Source organism: Pseudonocardia sp. ICBG162 (genome assembly GCF_020496225.1).
Classification (GTDB): domain Bacteria; phylum Actinomycetota; class Actinomycetes; order Mycobacteriales; family Pseudonocardiaceae; genus Pseudonocardia; species Pseudonocardia alni.
Window position 1 is genome coordinate 638431 of sequence record NZ_JAHLJD010000017.1, and the last position, 16228, is coordinate 654658.

The following is a 16228-nucleotide window of genomic DNA, read 5'->3' on the forward strand; positions in this document are numbered from 1 at the left end:
TCCGACTATCGCCGATAGACTGTCAAGGGTGGCGAAGCTGAACCGGGATTCCGTGATCCGCGAGGCACTCGACCTGCTCGACGAGGTGGGGCTGGACAAGATCAGTACCCGCGGCCTCGCACGACGGCTCGGGGTGGAGCAGCCCTCGCTCTACTACCACTTCCGCAAGAAGGAGGATCTCCTCAGCGCGATGGCCGAGGTTGCGATGGCGCCCCACGCGGCCGCGCCTCTGCCAGCGCCCACCGACGACTGGTACGTCTGGTTCCTCGACAACAACCGCAGCTTCCGTCGCACACTCCTGATGCGGCGCGATGGTGCACGTCTGCACGCGGGTGTTCGGCCGGGGCCCTCCGATCGGGAACGCGTCCGCCACAAGATGGCGTTCCTCATCGGCGCCGGCTTCGGAGAGCGGCACGCGCAACTGGCGATGCTCGCCGCGAGCCGGTTCACGGTCGGCTCCGTGCTGGAGGAGCAGGCCGAGACCACCTCTCCCGGGCAGGCCGCGGGCTCCGAGATCCCCCGGATCGACCACGAGCTCGCCTTCGAAGCGGGTCTCGCGCTCCTCACCGACGGGTTCGCACCGCACCGCACCGCACCGACCCGGCGCGACAGCGGTGTCGGTGTCGGTGTCGGGGACGCCTCGCAGTGAGGTGTCCGGCGGACCGGCCACCGGGGTCGGACATGTCACCACGCCGTGACCTCTGTGCGGGCCGACGCGGAGTGGCCCTTCAGCAGCCTCGAACCCACGCGGGTGTGGACGTCCTCGAAGTCGGCCGACGTCGCGTCGAGCGTGTGCCCTCCGACGATCTCCGGACTCCGCCGACCGGCGCGGCCCATCTCGTCCGAGCAGGCCGGCAGGCGGCCCAGATGCCCGGCCAGCACATCGGGAGCGCCGGGCGGGTAGCGGTAGCCGTTGCGGCCGTGGTGGACAGACACCGGGTGTAGGCGCGGAGGGTGGTCGCGTCGACGTCGAGGGTCTCCAGGTAGCGGTCGAGCAGCTGGTCCAGCGTCGCGCTCGTGCGGGGGCTGCGCTGCTCGTCGACAGCATCGAGGAGCCGCGTCCACGCGGCCTCGGCGCGGGCCTCCTGGCGCAGGCCGGGCTCGATCACCTCGACGAGGGTGTTCCGCTTCCCCGAAACCGGGTCCTGGCCGCCGTACACGCGGACGCGCAGGGCGCCGCTCGGCAGCTTGTCGATCGTCCCGCGCTGCCTCCGGCGACCGGCCTTCGCCCGTGTCATGACGCGAGGATACGAGCCCTTCGTGTCACGAAACGTGTCACGCGGGCTGGTGAGTGATCTTGCTGGGGATGGAACCCCTGGTCAGATGCGTGGGCGCGGCAGGGTTCGAACCTGCGACCGCTCGGGTGTAAACCGAGTGCTCTCCCGCTGAGCTACGCGCCCGGGACGGACATCTTCACACGGCCCCGAGGGCCCGACGCCACCCGTCCTGGTCCCGCGGCTCCCCCGGCCCGTTCACCTCCGCGAACGAGACGGTGCCGTCCGGGCGGACCAGGAACGTCCCCCGCAACGCCATGCCCTTCGGGGCGTGGAACACCCCGTAGGACGACGCCACGGCCCCGTGCGGCCAGAAGTCCGACAGCAGCGGGAACCCGAACCCCGCGGACGAGGCCCACGCTCCCAGCGCGAACGTGGGATCGCACGAGATCGACAGCACCTGCACTGAGGAATTCTGGAAGTCCCCGAGCGCGGACTGCACAGCAGCCAGCTCCCCGCCACAGATCCCGGAGAACGCGAACGGGTAGAAGACCAACAGCGCCGAGCGCCCCGACCCGAGTACCGACGCCAGCGAGACCGGCTGTCGGTTCTGGTCGGGGAGCTCGAAGTCCGGGGCGGTCGCGCCCTCGACGACTGGGCTCAGCGCTTGCCCTTCCCCTGCTTCGGCGGCACGAGCTTCGACCCCACCCAGTCGTCCCCGAGCGTCGCGTTGGACGTCTGCGACAGCCCGGCGGTCGGGGCCGCCTCGGCGATCTCGGAGGGCTGGATGTGGCCGTCACGGCCGGTCTTGGGTGTCAGGACCCACACGAAGCCCTCGTCCGAGAGGGGCGTTCGGGCGTCGACCAGGGTGTCGATCAGGTCGCCGTCCCCGTCGCGGAACCACAGGAGGACGACGTCGATGACCTCCTGGGCGTCCTCGTCGAGGAGCTCCTCACCGGTCGTGTCCTCGACGGCCTCTCTGACCTGGTCGTCGATGTCGGTGTCGTACCCGAGTTCCTGGACGATCATGCCCGGCTCGATGCCGAGCTTTGCCGCGATGTCGGACGCACCGGCATCTGCCGCGGTCACCACTCGTTCCCCTTTCACGCTGCTCACGCAGTCCATCGTCTTCGGTTCCGCGTGCGGGCGCCACCCTTCGCGCGAAATCGGATGGGGCATCCGATCACGGGGGCCCGACCGGATGCAACCGGCTCGCGGTTCGCGGCCCGGTGACGCGCAGGTCACCCCGCCCTCCGTTCAGTTACGTACGAGTAGTACCTATCCTCGCGGCCAGAGCCCGACTTCGTGAACGACGAGTTTCGGGACCGCGCCGGAACAGGCACGATGGACCGAGCCACGGCCACGACCGTCGAGTCCGGCCGGCGACGTCGCCCCACAGCCGGCGGCGGAAAGACAGGGCCGGGCGATCCCGGCCACCGACGGAATCAGGCAGGGAGAACCCTTGACCGCGCAGAGCAGCACGCCCGGCGACGACAAGCGCCGCGTCAACGTCATCCGGGACGGGCTGGCCGCCCACCTGCCGGACATCGACCCCGAGGAGACGGCCGAGTGGCTGGACTCCCTGGACGCGGTCCTGGACAACGCCGGGCAGCAGCGCGCCCGCTACCTCATGCTGACGATGCTGCAGCGCGCCCGTGAGAAGCACGTGGGCGTCCCGTCGCTGACCGCGACGGACTACGTGAACACCATCCCGACCGACCGTGAGCCGTGGTTCCCCGGCGACGAGGACGTCGAGCGCACCTACCGGCGCTGGGTGCGCTGGAACGCCGCGATGACCGTGCACCGCGCGCAGCGGCCGGGCATCGGCGTCGGCGGGCACATCTCGTCCTACGCCTCGTCGGCGACCCTGTACGAGGTCGGCTTCAACCACTTCTTCCGTGGCAAGGAGCACCCCGGCGGCGGCGACCAGATCTACATCCAGGGCCACGCCTCCCCCGGCATCTACGCCCGCGCCTTCCTTGAGGGCCGCCTGTCCGAGGACCGCCTCGACGGCTTCCGCCAGGAGCTCAGCCACGCCGGCCCGGGCGGCGGCCTGCCGTCGTACCCGCACCCGCGCCTGATGCCGGACTTCTGGGAGTTCCCCACGGTCTCGATGGGCATCGGCCCGATGAACGCGATCATGCAGGCGCGGTTCAACCGCTACCTGGGCGACCGCGGCTTCAAGGACACCTCCCAGCAGCAGGTGTGGGCCTTCCTCGGCGACGGTGAGATGGACGAGCCCGAGTCGCGTGGCCTGATCCACGTCGCGGCCAACGAGGGCCTGGACAACTTGAACTTCGTCGTCAACTGCAACCTGCAGCGCCTCGACGGCCCGGTCCGCGGCAACGGCAAGATCATCCAGGAGCTGGAGGCGTTCTTCCGGGGCGCCGGCTGGAACGTCATCAAGGTCATCTGGGGCCGCGAGTGGGACTCGCTGCTGCACGGCGACCGCGACGGCGCGCTGATCAACCTGATGAACACCACGCCGGACGGCGACTTCCAGACCTACAAGGCCAACGACGGCGCCTACGTCCGCGACCACTTCTTCGGCCGGGACCCGCGGACCAAGGCGCTCGTCGACCCGATGAGCGACGCCGAGATCTGGAAGCTCAAGCGCGGTGGGCACGACTACCGCAAGGTGCACGCGGCCTACGCCGCGGCGACCGCGCACCACGGCCAGCCGACCGTCATCCTGGCCAAGACCATCAAGGGCTACGGCCTGGGCACGCACTTCGCGGGCCGCAACGCCACCCACCAGATGAAGAAGCTCACGCTCGACGACCTCAAGCAGTTCCGCGACGAGCAGCGCATCCCGATCTCGGACAAGCAGCTCGAGGCCGACCCGTACCTGCCGCCGTACTACCACCCCGGCGAGAAGGACGAGGCGATCCAGTACCTGCGGGAGCGCCGTCGCCAGCTGGGCGGGCCGCTGCCGTCGCGCCGGACCGTCAGCAAGCCGCTGGTGCTCCCCGGCGACAAGGTCTACGACTTCGTCAAGAAGGGCTCCGGCAAGCAGGAGGTCGCCACGACGATGGCGTTCGTCCGGCTGCTGCGCGAGCTCATCAAGGACAAGGAGATCGGCGCGCGCTTCGTGCCGATCATCCCGGACGAGGCCCGTACCTTCGGTATGGACTCGATGTTCCCGAGCCAGAAGATCTACAACCCGAACGGCCAGAACTACACCTCGGTCGACGCCGACCTGATGCTCGCCTACAAGGAGTCCGAGCAGGGCCAGATCCTGCACGAGGGCATCAACGAGGCCGGATCGGTCGGGTCGTTCACCGCGGCGGGCACCTCCTACGCCACGCACGACGAGCCGATGATCCCGATCTACATCTTCTACTCGATGTTCGGGTTCCAGCGGACCGGCGACTCGATCTGGGCCGCCTCGGACCAGATGGCCCGCGGCTTCCTCGTCGGCGCCACCGCCGGTCGCACCACGCTGACCGGTGAGGGTCTCCAGCACAACGACGGTCACTCGCTGCTGCTCGCGGCGACCAACCCGGCCGTCGTCGCCTACGACCCGGCGTTCTCCTTCGAGGTCGCGCACATCGTCCAGGACGGGCTGCGCCGGATGGTCGGCGAGAAGCCCGAGAACGTCATCTACTACCTGACGGTCTACAACGAGCCCTACCGCCAGCCTGCCGAGCCGGAGGACGTGGACCGCGAGGGCATCCTGCGCGGGATGCACCGCTTCGCCGCGGCACCCGAGGGCAACGGCCCCGTGGTGCGGCTGCTCGCCTCCGGTGTCTCGCTGCCGTGGGCGCTGACCGCGCAGAAGATGCTGGCCGACGAGTGGGACGTCCGCGCCGAGGTCTGGTCGGTGACGTCCTGGGGCGAGCTGCGCCGCGACGGCGTCGAGGCCGAGCACGCCAACCTGCTCAAGCCCGGTGACGAGCCGGTCGTGCCGTACGTGACCCAGAAGCTGGGCGACGGCGAGCACGGCGACGCCCCGGTCGTGGCGGTCTCGGACTGGATGCGTGCGGTCCCCGACCAGATCCGCCAGTGGTCCCCGGCGCCGTTCCTGTCGCTGGGCACCGACGGGTTCGGCCTGTCCGACACCCGTCCGGCCGTGCGCCGCCACTTCGCGGTCGACGCCGAGTCGATCGTCGTCGGCGCGCTCTCGGTGCTGGCCAAGCAGGGCCTGGTGAAGACCGAGACCGCGGCCGAGGCCGCGGCCGGTTACAAGATCGACGACCCGCAGGCCGCCGGCCCGCAGATCGGCGACGGCGGGGCCGCCTGACCCCACCGGCACACGACGGCCCGCCGCCCCGCACGGGGTGGCGGGCCGTCGCCGATTTTTCGCCCCTCCCAGGGCGGCGCAGATCACGATAGGCTCCGCGCGACGGCGGTGGCGGTGATCACTCGTCCTCGCGACTCGCCGTCCTGACCAGGGCGTCGACCGTGTGCGTCGCTGGCCTGCGGTCCCGGGGCGAGGTGCTCCGGGCCGATGATCTCCAGGGAGCAGGAATGGCAGAAGGCACCGTCAAGTGGTTCAACAGCGAGAAGGGCTACGGCTTCCTCGCCCCCGACGGTGGTGGTGCGGACGTGTTCGTGCACTACTCGGCAATCCAGACGAACGGCTACAAGAGCCTCGACGAGGGGCAGCGTGTGTCGTTCGACATCGAGCAGGGGCAGAAGGGGCCGCAGGCCAGCGGGGTCACGCCGCTCTGAGCCGTCCGGTCACCCGTCCGTCGTGGTGACCGGCAGCAGTCCGTCACGGCCGAGGCCCCACGCGCCCCGGCCGGTTCCGCGGTGCCCGGGTGTCACCACCCCAGCGCCGCGTGCATCTCCCACACCAGGATCTCGGCCCCGTCCGGTCCGGCGGTGATCCGCCGGCCGCCGTCGTCGACGACCCTGGCCGCGTCGCCCGTACCGAGCTCGTCACCGGGCACGTCCTCCAGCGTCGCGTCCCCACGTGCCACGAACGCGTGCACGAACGGGGCGGTCGGCAGCTCCGTCGCCGCGCCCGGCGCGAGCCGTGCCACCGACAGGGCCGCCGCGCGCTGACGCAGCGGCAGCAGGGTCGACTCGCGGTGCCGTTCCAGGCCCGAGGCCAGGACGACCGTGTCCCCGCGCTCCCCCGCGTGCGCCGCACGCACGAGGTGGCGCGGGTCGCCGCCCGGTTCCTCGGGCACCACCCACATCTGCACGAACCGCACGCCCCCGTCCGGCGTCGCGTGCTCGGAGTGCCGCACCCCCGATCCCGCTCCCAGGTACTGCACCCCGCCCGGCCCGACCCGTGCGGTCCGCCCGGTGGTGCTGTCGTGGTGTTCCAGCTCGCCGTCGAGGATCCAGGTGAGGATCTCGGTGTCGCGGTGCGGGTGCTCGTCGTAGCCGCGCCCCGGGACGAGCCGGTCCTCGTTGTGCAGCAGCAGCAGCCCGAAGTGGGTGTTGGCCGGGTCGTAGTGCGCCCCGGCGGAGAAGCTGTGCCGCGAGTCGAGCCAGCCGGTCTCCGTGCGCGCCCGCGAGCCGGCGCGGTACAGCGTGACGTGTCCTGTGGGTGCGTCCATCGTCGTGTCATGCTGCCCGACGTGCACCGCCACCCGGTCGCGGACGCGACGTTGCGCCGCCTCGAGCTCGCCTCGTCCCGGCTGGCCGCGGCCTGCCTGGCGGAGATGGAGCGGCGCTGCCCGTGGTTCGCGGGGCTGCCCGCCGACCAGCGCGCGGGCGTGGCCCTGGTGACCCAGACCGGCGTCGCGAACTTCGTGTCATGGCTGCGCGAGCCCGACCGCACCACCCCGCTCACCGCCGAGGCGTTCCGGATCGCGCCGCGCGACCTGGCCCGGCGGATCAGCCTGCGCCAGACCGTCGAGCTGGTGCGTATCGCCGCGGACGTGTTCGAGGAGCACCTGCCCCCGCTCGCCGACGACGGCACCGAGCGCCACGAGCTCACCGAGGCCGTGCTGCGCTTCGGCCGGGAGATCGCCTTCGCCGCCGCCACCGTGTACGCCGGCGCCGCGGAGTCCCGCGGCGCCTGGGACGCCCGACTGGAGGCGCTCGTCGTCGACGCCGTGCTGCGCGGCGACACCGACGGTGCGCTCGTGTCCCGGGCCGCCGCGCTCGGCTGGGATCCCGCCGCCCCGGTGCACTGCCTGGTCGGCTCCGCCCCCGGCTCCGGCCCCGAGTCCCCGCAGCTGATCGTGGAGCTGCGCCGGGTCGCCGCGCGGCTCGGCCACGACGTGCTCGTCGGCGTCCAGGGGCGACGGCTGGTGGTCCTGCTGCACCTGACCGGGCGGCCCGCGCGCCGGGTCGCCGACCGGCTCGCCGAGACCACCGCGGCGCGTGCGGCGCCGATCGGGCCCGGGCCGGCCCCGGGGGCGAGCGCGGTCACCGCGCGGGTGCTCGCCGAGGTCGCGGCGCACTTCGGGGCCGGGCCGGTCGTCTCCGGCCCGCCCAGCACCGACCTGGCCACCGCGGGCGGCGCCGTCGCCGAGGCACTGGCCGGGCTGGCCGCCGCCCCCGGTCACCCCGACGCCCCGCGCCCGGTCGACGCCGCCGACCTGCTGCCCGAGCGCGCCCTGCACGGCGACCCGGCCGCGCGGCGCCGGCTCGCCGAGGACGTCCTCGCCCCGCTGCACGACACCGGTGGCGAGCTGCTGCGCACCCTGGCCGCGTACCTGGAGGGCGGGGCGAGCCTGGAGGGCTGCGCCCGCGCGCTCTACGTGCACCCCAACACGGTGCGCTACCGCCTGCGCCGCATCGGCGAGCTCGTCGGGCGCTCCCCCACCGACCCGCGGGAGGCGTTCGTGCTGCGCGCCGCGCTCGTCGCGGACCGCACCGCCCGCGCGTCCGACGGCCCGGCCGTCGCCGCGCACACCCCGCTGACTCCTCTGGACCCGACCGGGGAGCATGATCAGGAGGTCGACGGCGTCCGTGTCCCGGTGGGCGGGGCGTTGTCGTGAACCCTACAAACACCGGCCCCTACGGATCGGTAACGAGGCCCCGGTCACACCTGCGGTTCGTAGGTTTCCTACAACTTCGGTGGTCCGACTTCGTCGTAACCGGTATCCCGGCGCCGCCCCCGAGAGGTGTGTGATGTCCCCGTGATCGCCCTGCTCGCACCCGGCCAGGGGGCCCAGACCCCCGGCATGCTCGCTCCGTGGCTGGAGGACCCGGCCGCGGCGGAGGCCGTGGCCGGCTGGTCCGACGCCGTCGGGCTCGACCTGGCGCGTCTCGGCACCACCGCCGACGCCGAGGAGATCACCGACACCGCGGTCACCCAGCCGTTGATCGTCACCCTGGGCCTGCTGGCCGCGCGGCGCCTGCGCGAGCGGGTCGAGCTGCCGTCCGGGACCGTCGTCGCCGGGCACTCGATCGGCGAGATCACCGCCTGCGCGATCGCGGGCGTGCTGACCGAGGACGCCGCCGTCGCCCTCGCCGGGGTCCGCGGCCGTGAGATGGCCGCCGCCTGCGCCGTCGCGCCGACCTCGATGGCCGCCGTGCTCGGCGGCGAGGAGGAGGTCGTGCTGGCCCGCCTCGCCGAGCTGGGGCTCGACCCGGCCAACCGCAACGGGGCGGGCCAGATCGTCGCCGCCGGGGCGAAGGAGGCGATCACCGAGCTCGTCGCGTCGCCGCCGGAGAAGGCGCGGGTCAAGGAGCTCCCGGTCGCCGGGGCGTTCCACACCGCGCACATGGAGCCCGCGCGTGCCGCGCTGGAGAGCCACGCGTCGTCGGTGCCGGTGTCGGACCCGACGCTCACGCTGCTGTCCAACGCCGACGGCGGGACCGTCGACACCGGCGCCGAGGCGCTGCGTCGGCTCGTCGCGCAGGTCACCCGGCCGGTCCGCTGGGACGCCTGCATGCAGACCCTCGCCGACCGCGGGACCGGCGCGACCCTCGAGCTGCCCCCGGGCGCGACGCTGACCGGGCTGGTCAAGCGCGCGGTCAAGGGCACCCCGACGCTGGCACTCAAGACCCCCGAGCAGCTCGACGCCGCCGTCGATCTGATCTCCGAGCACGGGAAGTGAGCCCCATGCGAGCGACCCCGACCGTCGCCGGGGCCCGGTTCCTGGGCCTCGGCAGCTGGCAGCCCGAGCACGTGGTCACCAACGCCGACCTGGAGAAGCGGGTCGAGACCGACGACGCGTGGATCCGCAGCCGCGTCGGGATCGCCGAGCGCCGGATCGCCGACGCCGACACCTCGCTGACGTCCATGGCGACGGCGGCCGGGGCGGCGGCGCTGACCGACGCCGGCGTCGATCCGGCCGGGCTCGACGCCGTGATCGTCGCGACCTGCACGATGCCCAACCCGATCCCGAACGCCGCCGCCCAGGTGGCGACCGGCCTGGGCGCCACCGGCGTCGCCGCGTTCGACCTCAACGCCGCCTGCGCCGGCTTCAGCTACGCCACCGCCGTCGCCTCGGACATGATCCGCGCCGGTTCGGCCCGGCACGTGCTGGTCATCGGCGCCGAGAAGCTCTCGGACTGGGTCGACTGGGACGACCGCTCGACCTGCATCATCTTCGCCGACGGCGCGGGCGCCGCCCTGCTAGGACCGGCGGACGGCGAGGACGAGGTGGGCGTCGGCCCGGTCAGCTGGGGCAGCGCGGGCGACCACGCGTCGACCATCCGGGTCCTCGGCGAGACGACGAACAAGCTGCACCAGGAGGGCCAGGCGGTCTTCCGGTGGGCGACGACGGCGATCTCCCCCGTCGCGCTGGACGCGATCGAGCGGGCCGGGCTCACCCCCGCCGACATCGACGTGCTCATCCCGCACCAGGCGAACCTGCGCATCGTCGAGGCGATCGCGAAGAAGCTGCGCCGCCACGGCGCCCGGGAGGACATGGTCGTCGCCGACGACATCGTGCACTCCGGCAACACCTCGTCCGCGTCCATCCCGATGGCGCTGGACCACATGCGCACGGCCGGCCGGGTACGGTCCGGCGACGTGCTGCTCCTCGTAGGCTTCGGCGCAGGACTGTCCTACGCCGGACAGGTCGTCGTCTGCCCCTGACGGGGCACCCGAGACCTGGCACCCGCACCCAACCACCGCGCAAGGAGAACCATCGTGGCTGACAACGCCGAGATCCTCACCGGGCTGGCCGAGATCGTCGAGGAGGTCGCCGGCATCGACACCGCCGAGGTGACCCCCGAGAAGTCCTTCGTGGACGACCTGGACATCGACTCGCTGTCGATGGTGGAGATCGCCGTGCAGGCCGAGGACAAGTTCGGCGCCAAGATCCCGGACGACCAGCTCGCCGAGCTGAAGACCGTCGGCGACGCCGTCGACTTCATCGCCAAGCACCAGTGATCCGTACCGGCGGGCACGCACCGGTAGCGCTGTCCGCCGGGGAGAAGGAGACGTCATGACCGACGGAGTGGTCGTCACCGGTTTCGGGGCCACCACCCCGCTCGGCGGGGACGCCGCCTCCACCTGGGAGGCGCTGCTCGCCGGGAAGTCCGGGGTGGGAACCACCCGGGCCGACTGGACCGAGCGGTTCGACCTGCCGGTGTCCATCTCGGCCCAGCTCGCCGTGGAGCCCACCGAGGTCCTGCCCCGCGTGCAGGCCCGCCGGATGGACCGGTGCGAGCAGGTCGCGATGGTCGCCGCCAAGGAGGCCTGGGCGCACGCCGGGCTCGGCGCGATCCCCGGCGAGGACGGGGCCGCGGTCGAGGCCGAGCGGCTCGCCGTCGTCATCGGCGCGGGCATCGGCGGCGCGCCGACGCTGCTCGCGCAGGACGACCTGCTCGAGGAGCACGGGCTGCGCAAGGTCTCGCCGCTGACCGTGCCGATGCTCATGCCCAACGGGCCGGCCGCGCTGGTGAGCCTGGAGTACAAGGCCAAGGGCGGGGTGCACTCCCCCGCCTCGGCGTGCGCCACCGGCGCCGAGGCACTGGCCTGGGCCTACAAGCTGCTGCGCGACGGGGAGGTCGACGTCGTCCTCGCGGGCGGCGCCGAGTCCTGCATCGTGCCGATCACCGTGGCCGGGTTCGTGCAGTCGCGGACCCTGTCCACCCGCAACGACGACCCGGAGCGCGCCTCCCGGCCGTTCGACACCGGGCGGGACGGCTTCGTCCTCGGCGAGGGCTCGGGCGTGCTCGTGCTCGAGCGCGAGGAGTTCGCGAAGGCCCGCGGCGCCACCGTCCACGGCCGCCTCGCCGGGATCGGTCTGACGTCCGACGCGTACCACATCACCGGGCCCGACCCCGAGGGCGAAGGCCAGATCCGGGCGATGCAGAAGGCGGTGGCCGGGGCCGGTCTGACCGCCTCCGACATCGTCCACGTCAACTGCCACGCCACCTCCACGGTGGTCGGCGACGTGGGCGAGGCGACCGCCGTGAAGCGGGCGTTCGGCGACCACCCGGTGCTGACCGCGCCGAAGTCGGCGCTCGGGCACCTCGTGGGCGGGGCCGGGGCCGTCGAGGGGATCATCGCGCTGCTCAGCGTGCGCGACGACATCGTCCCCGCGACGCTCAACCTGACCGACAAGGACCCGAAGGTCGAGCTGGACGTCGTCTCCGGTGAGCCGCGGAAGATGATCGTGGACGCCGCCGTCAACAACTCGTTCGGCTTCGGCGGGCACAACGCCTCGCTGGTGTTCACCAAGGCCTGACGGTTCCGTGCGGGTCCCCGGCCGGGGACCCGCACGGCCCGCTCAGCAGGGGGCGCGCAGGATCCCGTCGGGGTTGCCGACATCCATCCGCGGCGGCGAGCCCGCCATCGGGAAGGCGACCTGCCAGCAGATCCGGCCGACGTGCAGGCCGGGCGGGCCGTCGTTCGGGTCCTGGACGCTGATGAAGCGCACCAGGGCGAGCACACCGCCGCCGGTCGCGGAGTCGATCCGGTCGATGCGGATGGTGCCGTCGGTGGTGGAGCCGATCCCCTCCAGCCACGTCTCGCGGGGCTGCCGGTCGGCGGTCTCGGGGTTCACCACGCGGGTCCAGGTCGCGTGGTCGCGGCCGTTGACCGCGTTGAAGTAGAGCTGCACCTGCTGCATCACCAGCTGGGCGGCCGGATGCTCGGCCGCGCCCGCGCTGATGGTCACCTCACTGCTGCCCGCGCCGCTGTCGGGCACGGTCTGCGGCGCGGAGGCGGGGGCGACGCCGGAACGGGTCGTCCCGGACACCGTCCACGCGACACCGCCGACGGCCACGAGCGCCACCAGCAGGACGCCGACCGTGATCGCGGCCCGGCCGTTCATTCCTCGCCCCCCATGGGACGACAGTCTGCCCGGCCCGGCTCGGCTCAGCCGACCCGGTGGGTCAGCAGCGTCACCGCGGCGCCGTCGCCGGCGAAGCGGAAGGACTCCAGCTCGTCGTCCCAGGCCGTGCCCAGCAGCTGGTCGAGACGCCGGGACAGCCCGGCGCCGCCGTGCTCGGCCATGACCGTGCGCAGCTGGTCCTCGGGCAGCACGACGTCACCGTTGGCGCTGGTGCGTCCGTGCCACATGCCGAGGCCGGGGACGTGCATGAACCGTTCCCCGTCCACGCCGGGGCTCGGTTCCTCGGTCACCTCGAACCGCAGCATCGACCAGGCCCTCAGCGCCCCCGCGAGAGCCCCGCCGCTACCGGCGGGACCGCTCCAGGTGCACTCGGCCCGCATCTGACCGGACGCCACCGGCTGCGCGGACCACTCGAGGGAGACCCGCGTTCCGAGAACGCCCGAGAGCGCCCACTCGACGTGCGGACAGACCGCAGTCGGCGACGAGTGGACGAACACCACTCCGCGTGTGCTCACTGCCAACCTCCGCTGTCGTCGACGAGGATCGTCTTCCCCTACGTCCTCGGCGCAGCGCGGCCGGTGCTCGGACCCGCGGTACTGATGTGCTGGGTGTGGGTGTGGTGACCTCCGTGGCGTGAGTGGACTCCGGTGGCCTCACTCTGCCCGATTCCGCTCCGAGGAGCCACCCCGACACGACGACCGGGTGAACGGCGCCCGGCGTGTCGCGGCCCGGCGCGCGGGTCAGGCGGTGTAGGTGGCGACGGCGACCCCGGTGGCGGCGTCGGGAACCTCGGTCCGGCGCAGCTCCCCGAGGTCGGCGAGCACGTCGAGGTGCGCCCCGGTCTCCAGGATCGCGAGGGTCCGGTTGAACAGGTCCATGTCCTCCAGCCGGTGTTCCCGCCGGGTCCAGCGCAGGACCCGGGCGACGGCGTCGGCCGTCGGGTGGCCCGCGACGACGGCGTCGCGGCACTGGGCGAGCCGGACTTCGTGGTGGGCCAGCAGCTCGTCGGTGCGGGCGTGCGCGCTGCCGCCGACCGGGCCGTGCGCGGGCAGGAGGGTCGCGTCCGGCCGGGACCGGACCAGGCGCAGCGAGTCGAGGAACTGCCCGAGCGGGCTCGCCACCGGCGACGGCTGCAGGCCGATCGACGGGGTGATGCGGGGCAGCACGTGGTCCCCGGCGAACAGCAGCTCGTGGGCCTCGTCGGCGAACACGAGGTGCCCGCGGGTGTGCCCCGGGGTCTCCACGGCGGTCAGCGTGCGGGTGCCCGCCGGGTCGGCGACGGCGATGGCGGCGCGGTCGGCGATCCACTCGTCGGGGGCCTCCCACTCCTCGGGGAGCGGGCGCGGCCACGGCCCGGCCCGGCCGAGCTCGTCGACGAGGCCGGCGGCACCGGCACGCAGCAGCCGGGTCCGGTCGGGCTCGCCCTGCGGGCGGTCGGGATCGGTGATGATCTCCAGGTTGGGCCGCTCCCCCGCGCCGAGCAGCACCCGGGTGCCGTACTCGCGGCGCAGCACCGCGGCCAGGGTGTAGTGGTCGCGGTGGGCGTGGGTGACGAGGAAGCGACGGACGTCGCCGAAACCGGAGCCCAGCGCGGCCAGCGCCTTGCCGAGCAGGTCGCGGGCCTCGTCGATCGCCCAGCCGGAGTCGATCAGGGTCCAGCCCGTGTCGTCGGCGAGTGCGTAGACGTTCACGGCGCGCAGCCCGTCCTGGGGCAGTGGCAACGGGATCCGGTAGACGCCGGGGGCGCTGCGGAACACGCCCGGCGCGGTCCAGTCGCCGTCCGGGTCGTCATCGGTCACGGTGGGAGCGGCGGTCACCTCCCGACGATAGATGACCGCACACGGGCGTCCGGGCCCGCGGCACCCTCCACGGGGTCACATCATCACCCCGCGTGTCCGGACGGACACCGAGAGCCGACAGTTTCCGGACAGTCCACCCGAGGGTGGGACATGTTCGCACCGGGAGGGTGGCCCGATCCGCGCTACCGTCCCTGCGTTCGGTGATCAGAGGTCGACCTGGGGGCGGGTCGGCGAAGGAGGGGCGCAGCATGGCGGCAGGGATCCCGGAGCAACGGTCCGGGCAGGAGGACGCGCCGTTCCTCACCGTGGCGGAGGTGGCGGACCGGATGCGGGTCTCCCGGATGACGGTGTACCGGCTGGTGCACTCCGGGGAGCTTCCCGCGGTGCGCTTCGGGCGCTCGTTCCGTGTACCACCCGAGTCGGTGGAGGCGTTGATCGAGTCGGCGCGCTACACCGGCGGGTGAGACACGGAGCCGGAATGCTGCCGGTCGACGCCGCGAGCGCGCGGCGGGTCGCGGACACCTACGACACCGCCGAGGCCCGCACCGAACGGGAGCGGACCCTGGAGCTGCTGGGTCCGCGGGCCGGGGAGCAGATCCTGGTCGTCGGGACCGGACCGGGACAGCTGCTCGACGAGGTCGCCCGGGCCGTCGGTCCGGGCGCCACGGGTGTCGACCCGGACCCGGTGATGGTGACGCTGGCGCGACGCCGGTGCGGCACCCGGGCCGTCGTCACCCAGCGCGCACTGGCCGGTCCGGGCTCGCTGCCCGGCGGGCCGTACGACGCGGTGGCCTGCCTGCAGGTGCTGGAGTTCCTCGAGGACCTGCCGACGGCCGTCGCCGAGCTGTACCGGGTCCTGCGCCCGGGCGGGCGGCTGCTGGTCCTGGACACGGACTGGACCTCGCTGCACTGGCCCGGGCCCGGGCAGGACCGGCACCGCCGCGTCCGCGACGCGTGGTGCACCACGGTGCCGCGGTCGCGGCTGCCCTACGAGCTGGGCCCGCTGCTGCAGCGCGCCGGGTTCGACGGGGAGTGGACGCGCCGGATGCCGATGCGCGGGCCGGCCTCCACCGGCTACGGCGCCGCGCTGCGGGAGATGGTCGCCGACGCCGCGCCGGGCCGGTGCGGGCTCACCCGGGCCGACGTCGACGCGTGGGCGTCGGGCGTCGCGTCCTGCGGCGACGAGCCGTTCTCGGTGGACCGCTGGTTCCTGGGCGCCGTCCGGCCCTGACCCGGCGGGCGTGGCGCGCGGGGCGCCGGTCGGGCAGCATCGCGGCCGTGGGCTCCCCGTCGTCGCAGACACCGATCACCGCGCGGGTGAGGATCGGGCAGCAGCCCGACTTCGTCCGCCTGTTCCAGACGCTGCCCCGGGCCGGCGAGTGGGTCAACTTCGCCCCGCCCGGCCGGGGGCGCGACGACTACGAGGTCGACTGGGTGCTGCACTGGGCGATCGACCCCGACGACACCGACAGCCCGGACGTCACCGTCGAGATCCAGCTCGTCGACCCGGAGTAGGCCGCTACCGGAAGCCGTGGCTGCGGACCGCGGCGACGCCGCCGTCGCGCAGGGCGTCGAGCACCGCGCGTTCGTGCGGGACCGTGTCGGCGGGCAGGTCGGCGAGGGCGAACCAGTCCAGCCCCGCGGTCTTCCCGTCCTCGGCGCGGCGTGGCTCGCCGGTCCAGCGGCGGCAGGTGAAGAAGAAGTCGACGCGTTCGTCGACCGGGTTCCCGTTGCGCTGGGTGCGGTGCACCGCGGTCAGCGGGACGAGGTCGGCGGGGTCGACGGTGACGCCGAGCTCCTCGTGGGCCTCGCGCACCGCGGCGGCGGCCGCGTCCTCGCCCGCCTCGACGTGCCCGGCCGCGGCGGCGGCCCAGTGGCCGTCCATGAACCCGGTTCCGGCGCGCAGCTGGAGCAGCACCTCGGTGCGGTCACCGGTGCCGCGCAGCAGCAGGACGTAGGACGCCGGGACGACCCGGTAGCGCTCGCTCACGCGGTCGACCCTAGGTGCGGGGCCGCGGCATCGGGTCCGCCGATGGCCGGCATCGCCCGT

At 73.3% G+C, this 16228-nt stretch carries 19 protein-coding genes and 1 tRNA gene; 11 read left to right on the top strand and 9 right to left on the bottom strand.

The window, feature by feature from the left end:
* The first annotated feature begins 28 nt into the window (after positions 1-28).
* Positions 29-649, top strand: coding sequence for a TetR/AcrR family transcriptional regulator C-terminal domain-containing protein (locus tag KPL60_RS17080; protein WP_226350526.1), 621 nt, complete (start codon positions 29-31; stop codon positions 647-649).
* A 79-nt stretch (positions 650-728) separates the two neighbouring features.
* On the opposite strand, the gene KPL60_RS17085 is transcribed toward KPL60_RS17080, so the two are convergent.
* The 4 genes from KPL60_RS17085 to KPL60_RS17100 form a co-directional block, all read right to left on the bottom strand.
* Positions 729-1238, bottom strand: coding sequence for a hypothetical protein (locus KPL60_RS17085; RefSeq protein WP_226366447.1), 510 nt, complete (start codon positions 1236-1238; stop codon positions 729-731).
* Positions 1239-1328: 90 nt separating this feature from the next.
* Positions 1329-1400, bottom strand: a tRNA-Val gene (locus KPL60_RS17090).
* A 13-nt stretch (positions 1401-1413) separates the two neighbouring features.
* Positions 1414-1878 carry a peroxiredoxin gene (locus tag KPL60_RS17095; RefSeq protein ID WP_226366608.1) on the bottom strand — a complete coding sequence of 155 codons (465 nt, stop codon included), beginning with the start codon at positions 1876-1878 and terminating at the stop codon, positions 1414-1416.
* The gene (locus tag KPL60_RS17100) at positions 1875-2306 is read right to left on the bottom strand and encodes a DUF3052 domain-containing protein (protein ID WP_020624178.1); all 432 of its coding nucleotides are present in this window, start codon (positions 2304-2306) and stop codon (positions 1875-1877) included. Before KPL60_RS17100 ends, KPL60_RS17095 begins: the two co-directional genes overlap by 4 nt.
* A gap of 370 nt (positions 2307-2676) precedes the next feature.
* Here KPL60_RS17100 and aceE point away from each other — a divergent pair, with 370 nt between their 5' ends.
* Positions 2677-5457, top strand: a complete 2781-nt coding sequence (gene aceE, locus KPL60_RS17105; RefSeq protein ID WP_226366448.1) for a pyruvate dehydrogenase (acetyl-transferring), homodimeric type — start codon at positions 2677-2679, stop codon at positions 5455-5457.
* Positions 5458-5684: 227 nt separating this feature from the next.
* Positions 5685-5888 carry a cold-shock protein gene (locus KPL60_RS17110; protein WP_073577448.1) on the top strand — a complete coding sequence of 68 codons (204 nt, stop codon included), beginning with the start codon at positions 5685-5687 and terminating at the stop codon, positions 5886-5888.
* A 92-nt stretch (positions 5889-5980) separates the two neighbouring features.
* Here KPL60_RS17110 and KPL60_RS17115 read toward each other — a convergent pair whose 3' ends face one another.
* Complete coding sequence (locus KPL60_RS17115) at positions 5981-6727, bottom strand: pirin family protein (protein WP_226366449.1); 747 nt, start codon at positions 6725-6727, stop codon at positions 5981-5983.
* 9 nt (positions 6728-6736) lie between these two features.
* Between KPL60_RS17115 and KPL60_RS17120 the strand changes: the two genes are divergently transcribed.
* From KPL60_RS17120 to KPL60_RS17140, 5 genes are all read left to right on the top strand, one after another.
* Positions 6737-8119, top strand: a complete 1383-nt coding sequence (locus KPL60_RS17120) for a CdaR family transcriptional regulator (protein ID WP_226366450.1) — start codon at positions 6737-6739, stop codon at positions 8117-8119.
* A 141-nt stretch (positions 8120-8260) separates the two neighbouring features.
* Complete coding sequence (locus tag KPL60_RS17125; protein ID WP_100878358.1) at positions 8261-9184, top strand: ACP S-malonyltransferase; 924 nt, start codon at positions 8261-8263, stop codon at positions 9182-9184.
* Positions 9185-9189: 5 nt separating this feature from the next.
* On the top strand, positions 9190-10170 hold the full coding sequence (locus KPL60_RS17130) for a beta-ketoacyl-ACP synthase III (RefSeq protein ID WP_226366451.1): 981 nt from the start codon (positions 9190-9192) through the stop codon (positions 10168-10170).
* Positions 10171-10224: 54 nt separating this feature from the next.
* On the top strand, positions 10225-10467 hold the full coding sequence (locus tag KPL60_RS17135) for an acyl carrier protein (protein WP_020623056.1): 243 nt from the start codon (positions 10225-10227) through the stop codon (positions 10465-10467).
* Positions 10468-10522: 55 nt separating this feature from the next.
* The gene (locus KPL60_RS17140; protein ID WP_226350520.1) at positions 10523-11770 is read left to right on the top strand and encodes a beta-ketoacyl synthase; all 1248 of its coding nucleotides are present in this window, start codon (positions 10523-10525) and stop codon (positions 11768-11770) included.
* Positions 11771-11812: 42 nt separating this feature from the next.
* On the opposite strand, the gene KPL60_RS17145 is transcribed toward KPL60_RS17140, so the two are convergent.
* The 3 genes from KPL60_RS17145 to KPL60_RS17155 form a co-directional block, all read right to left on the bottom strand.
* Positions 11813-12358 carry a hypothetical protein gene (locus tag KPL60_RS17145; RefSeq protein WP_226350519.1) on the bottom strand — a complete coding sequence of 182 codons (546 nt, stop codon included), beginning with the start codon at positions 12356-12358 and terminating at the stop codon, positions 11813-11815.
* Positions 12359-12402: 44 nt separating this feature from the next.
* Complete coding sequence (locus KPL60_RS17150) at positions 12403-12894, bottom strand: DUF3145 domain-containing protein (RefSeq protein WP_043277342.1); 492 nt, start codon at positions 12892-12894, stop codon at positions 12403-12405.
* 225 nt (positions 12895-13119) lie between these two features.
* Positions 13120-14196 (bottom strand): MBL fold metallo-hydrolase, encoded by a 1077-nt coding sequence (locus tag KPL60_RS17155; protein WP_226366452.1) that lies wholly within the window; start codon positions 14194-14196, stop codon positions 13120-13122.
* A gap of 230 nt (positions 14197-14426) precedes the next feature.
* Between KPL60_RS17155 and KPL60_RS17160 the strand changes: the two genes are divergently transcribed.
* The 3 genes from KPL60_RS17160 to KPL60_RS17170 are packed head-to-tail and all read left to right on the top strand — an operon-like array spanning position 14427 to position 15693.
* Entirely contained in the window at positions 14427-14642 is a 216-nt protein-coding gene (locus KPL60_RS17160) for a helix-turn-helix domain-containing protein (RefSeq protein WP_226366453.1), read from the top strand.
* Between the two features lie 14 nt (positions 14643-14656).
* Positions 14657-15409 carry a methyltransferase domain-containing protein gene (locus KPL60_RS17165; RefSeq protein WP_226350517.1) on the top strand — a complete coding sequence of 251 codons (753 nt, stop codon included), beginning with the start codon at positions 14657-14659 and terminating at the stop codon, positions 15407-15409.
* Between the two features lie 47 nt (positions 15410-15456).
* The gene (locus KPL60_RS17170) at positions 15457-15693 is read left to right on the top strand and encodes a hypothetical protein (RefSeq protein ID WP_226350516.1); all 237 of its coding nucleotides are present in this window, start codon (positions 15457-15459) and stop codon (positions 15691-15693) included.
* Between the two features lie 4 nt (positions 15694-15697).
* Here the strand turns inward: KPL60_RS17170 and KPL60_RS17175 are convergent, their stop codons facing one another.
* Positions 15698-16168, bottom strand: coding sequence for an NUDIX domain-containing protein (locus KPL60_RS17175; RefSeq protein WP_226350515.1), 471 nt, complete (start codon positions 16166-16168; stop codon positions 15698-15700).
* Between the last annotated feature and the right edge of the window lie 60 nt (positions 16169-16228).

Excerpts from the sequence above, each read along its gene's own strand:
- KPL60_RS17140 (WP_226350520.1), top strand. The coding sequence starts at position 10,523 with ATGACCGACGGAGTGGTCGTCACCGGTTTCGGGGCCACCACCCCGCTC.
- KPL60_RS17145 (WP_226350519.1), bottom strand. The coding sequence starts at position 12,358 with ATGAACGGCCGGGCCGCGATCACGGTCGGCGTCCTGCTGGTGGCGCTC.
- KPL60_RS17120 (WP_226366450.1), top strand. The coding sequence starts at position 6,737 with ATGCTGCCCGACGTGCACCGCCACCCGGTCGCGGACGCGACGTTGCGC.
- KPL60_RS17085 (WP_226366447.1), bottom strand. The coding sequence starts at position 1,238 with ATGACACGGGCGAAGGCCGGTCGCCGGAGGCAGCGCGGGACGATCGAC.
- KPL60_RS17165 (WP_226350517.1), top strand. The coding sequence starts at position 14,657 with ATGCTGCCGGTCGACGCCGCGAGCGCGCGGCGGGTCGCGGACACCTAC.
- KPL60_RS17115 (WP_226366449.1), bottom strand. The coding sequence starts at position 6,727 with ATGGACGCACCCACAGGACACGTCACGCTGTACCGCGCCGGCTCGCGG.
- KPL60_RS17130 (WP_226366451.1), top strand. The coding sequence starts at position 9,190 with ATGCGAGCGACCCCGACCGTCGCCGGGGCCCGGTTCCTGGGCCTCGGC.
- KPL60_RS17160 (WP_226366453.1), top strand. The coding sequence starts at position 14,427 with ATGGCGGCAGGGATCCCGGAGCAACGGTCCGGGCAGGAGGACGCGCCG.
- KPL60_RS17110 (WP_073577448.1), top strand. The coding sequence starts at position 5,685 with ATGGCAGAAGGCACCGTCAAGTGGTTCAACAGCGAGAAGGGCTACGGC.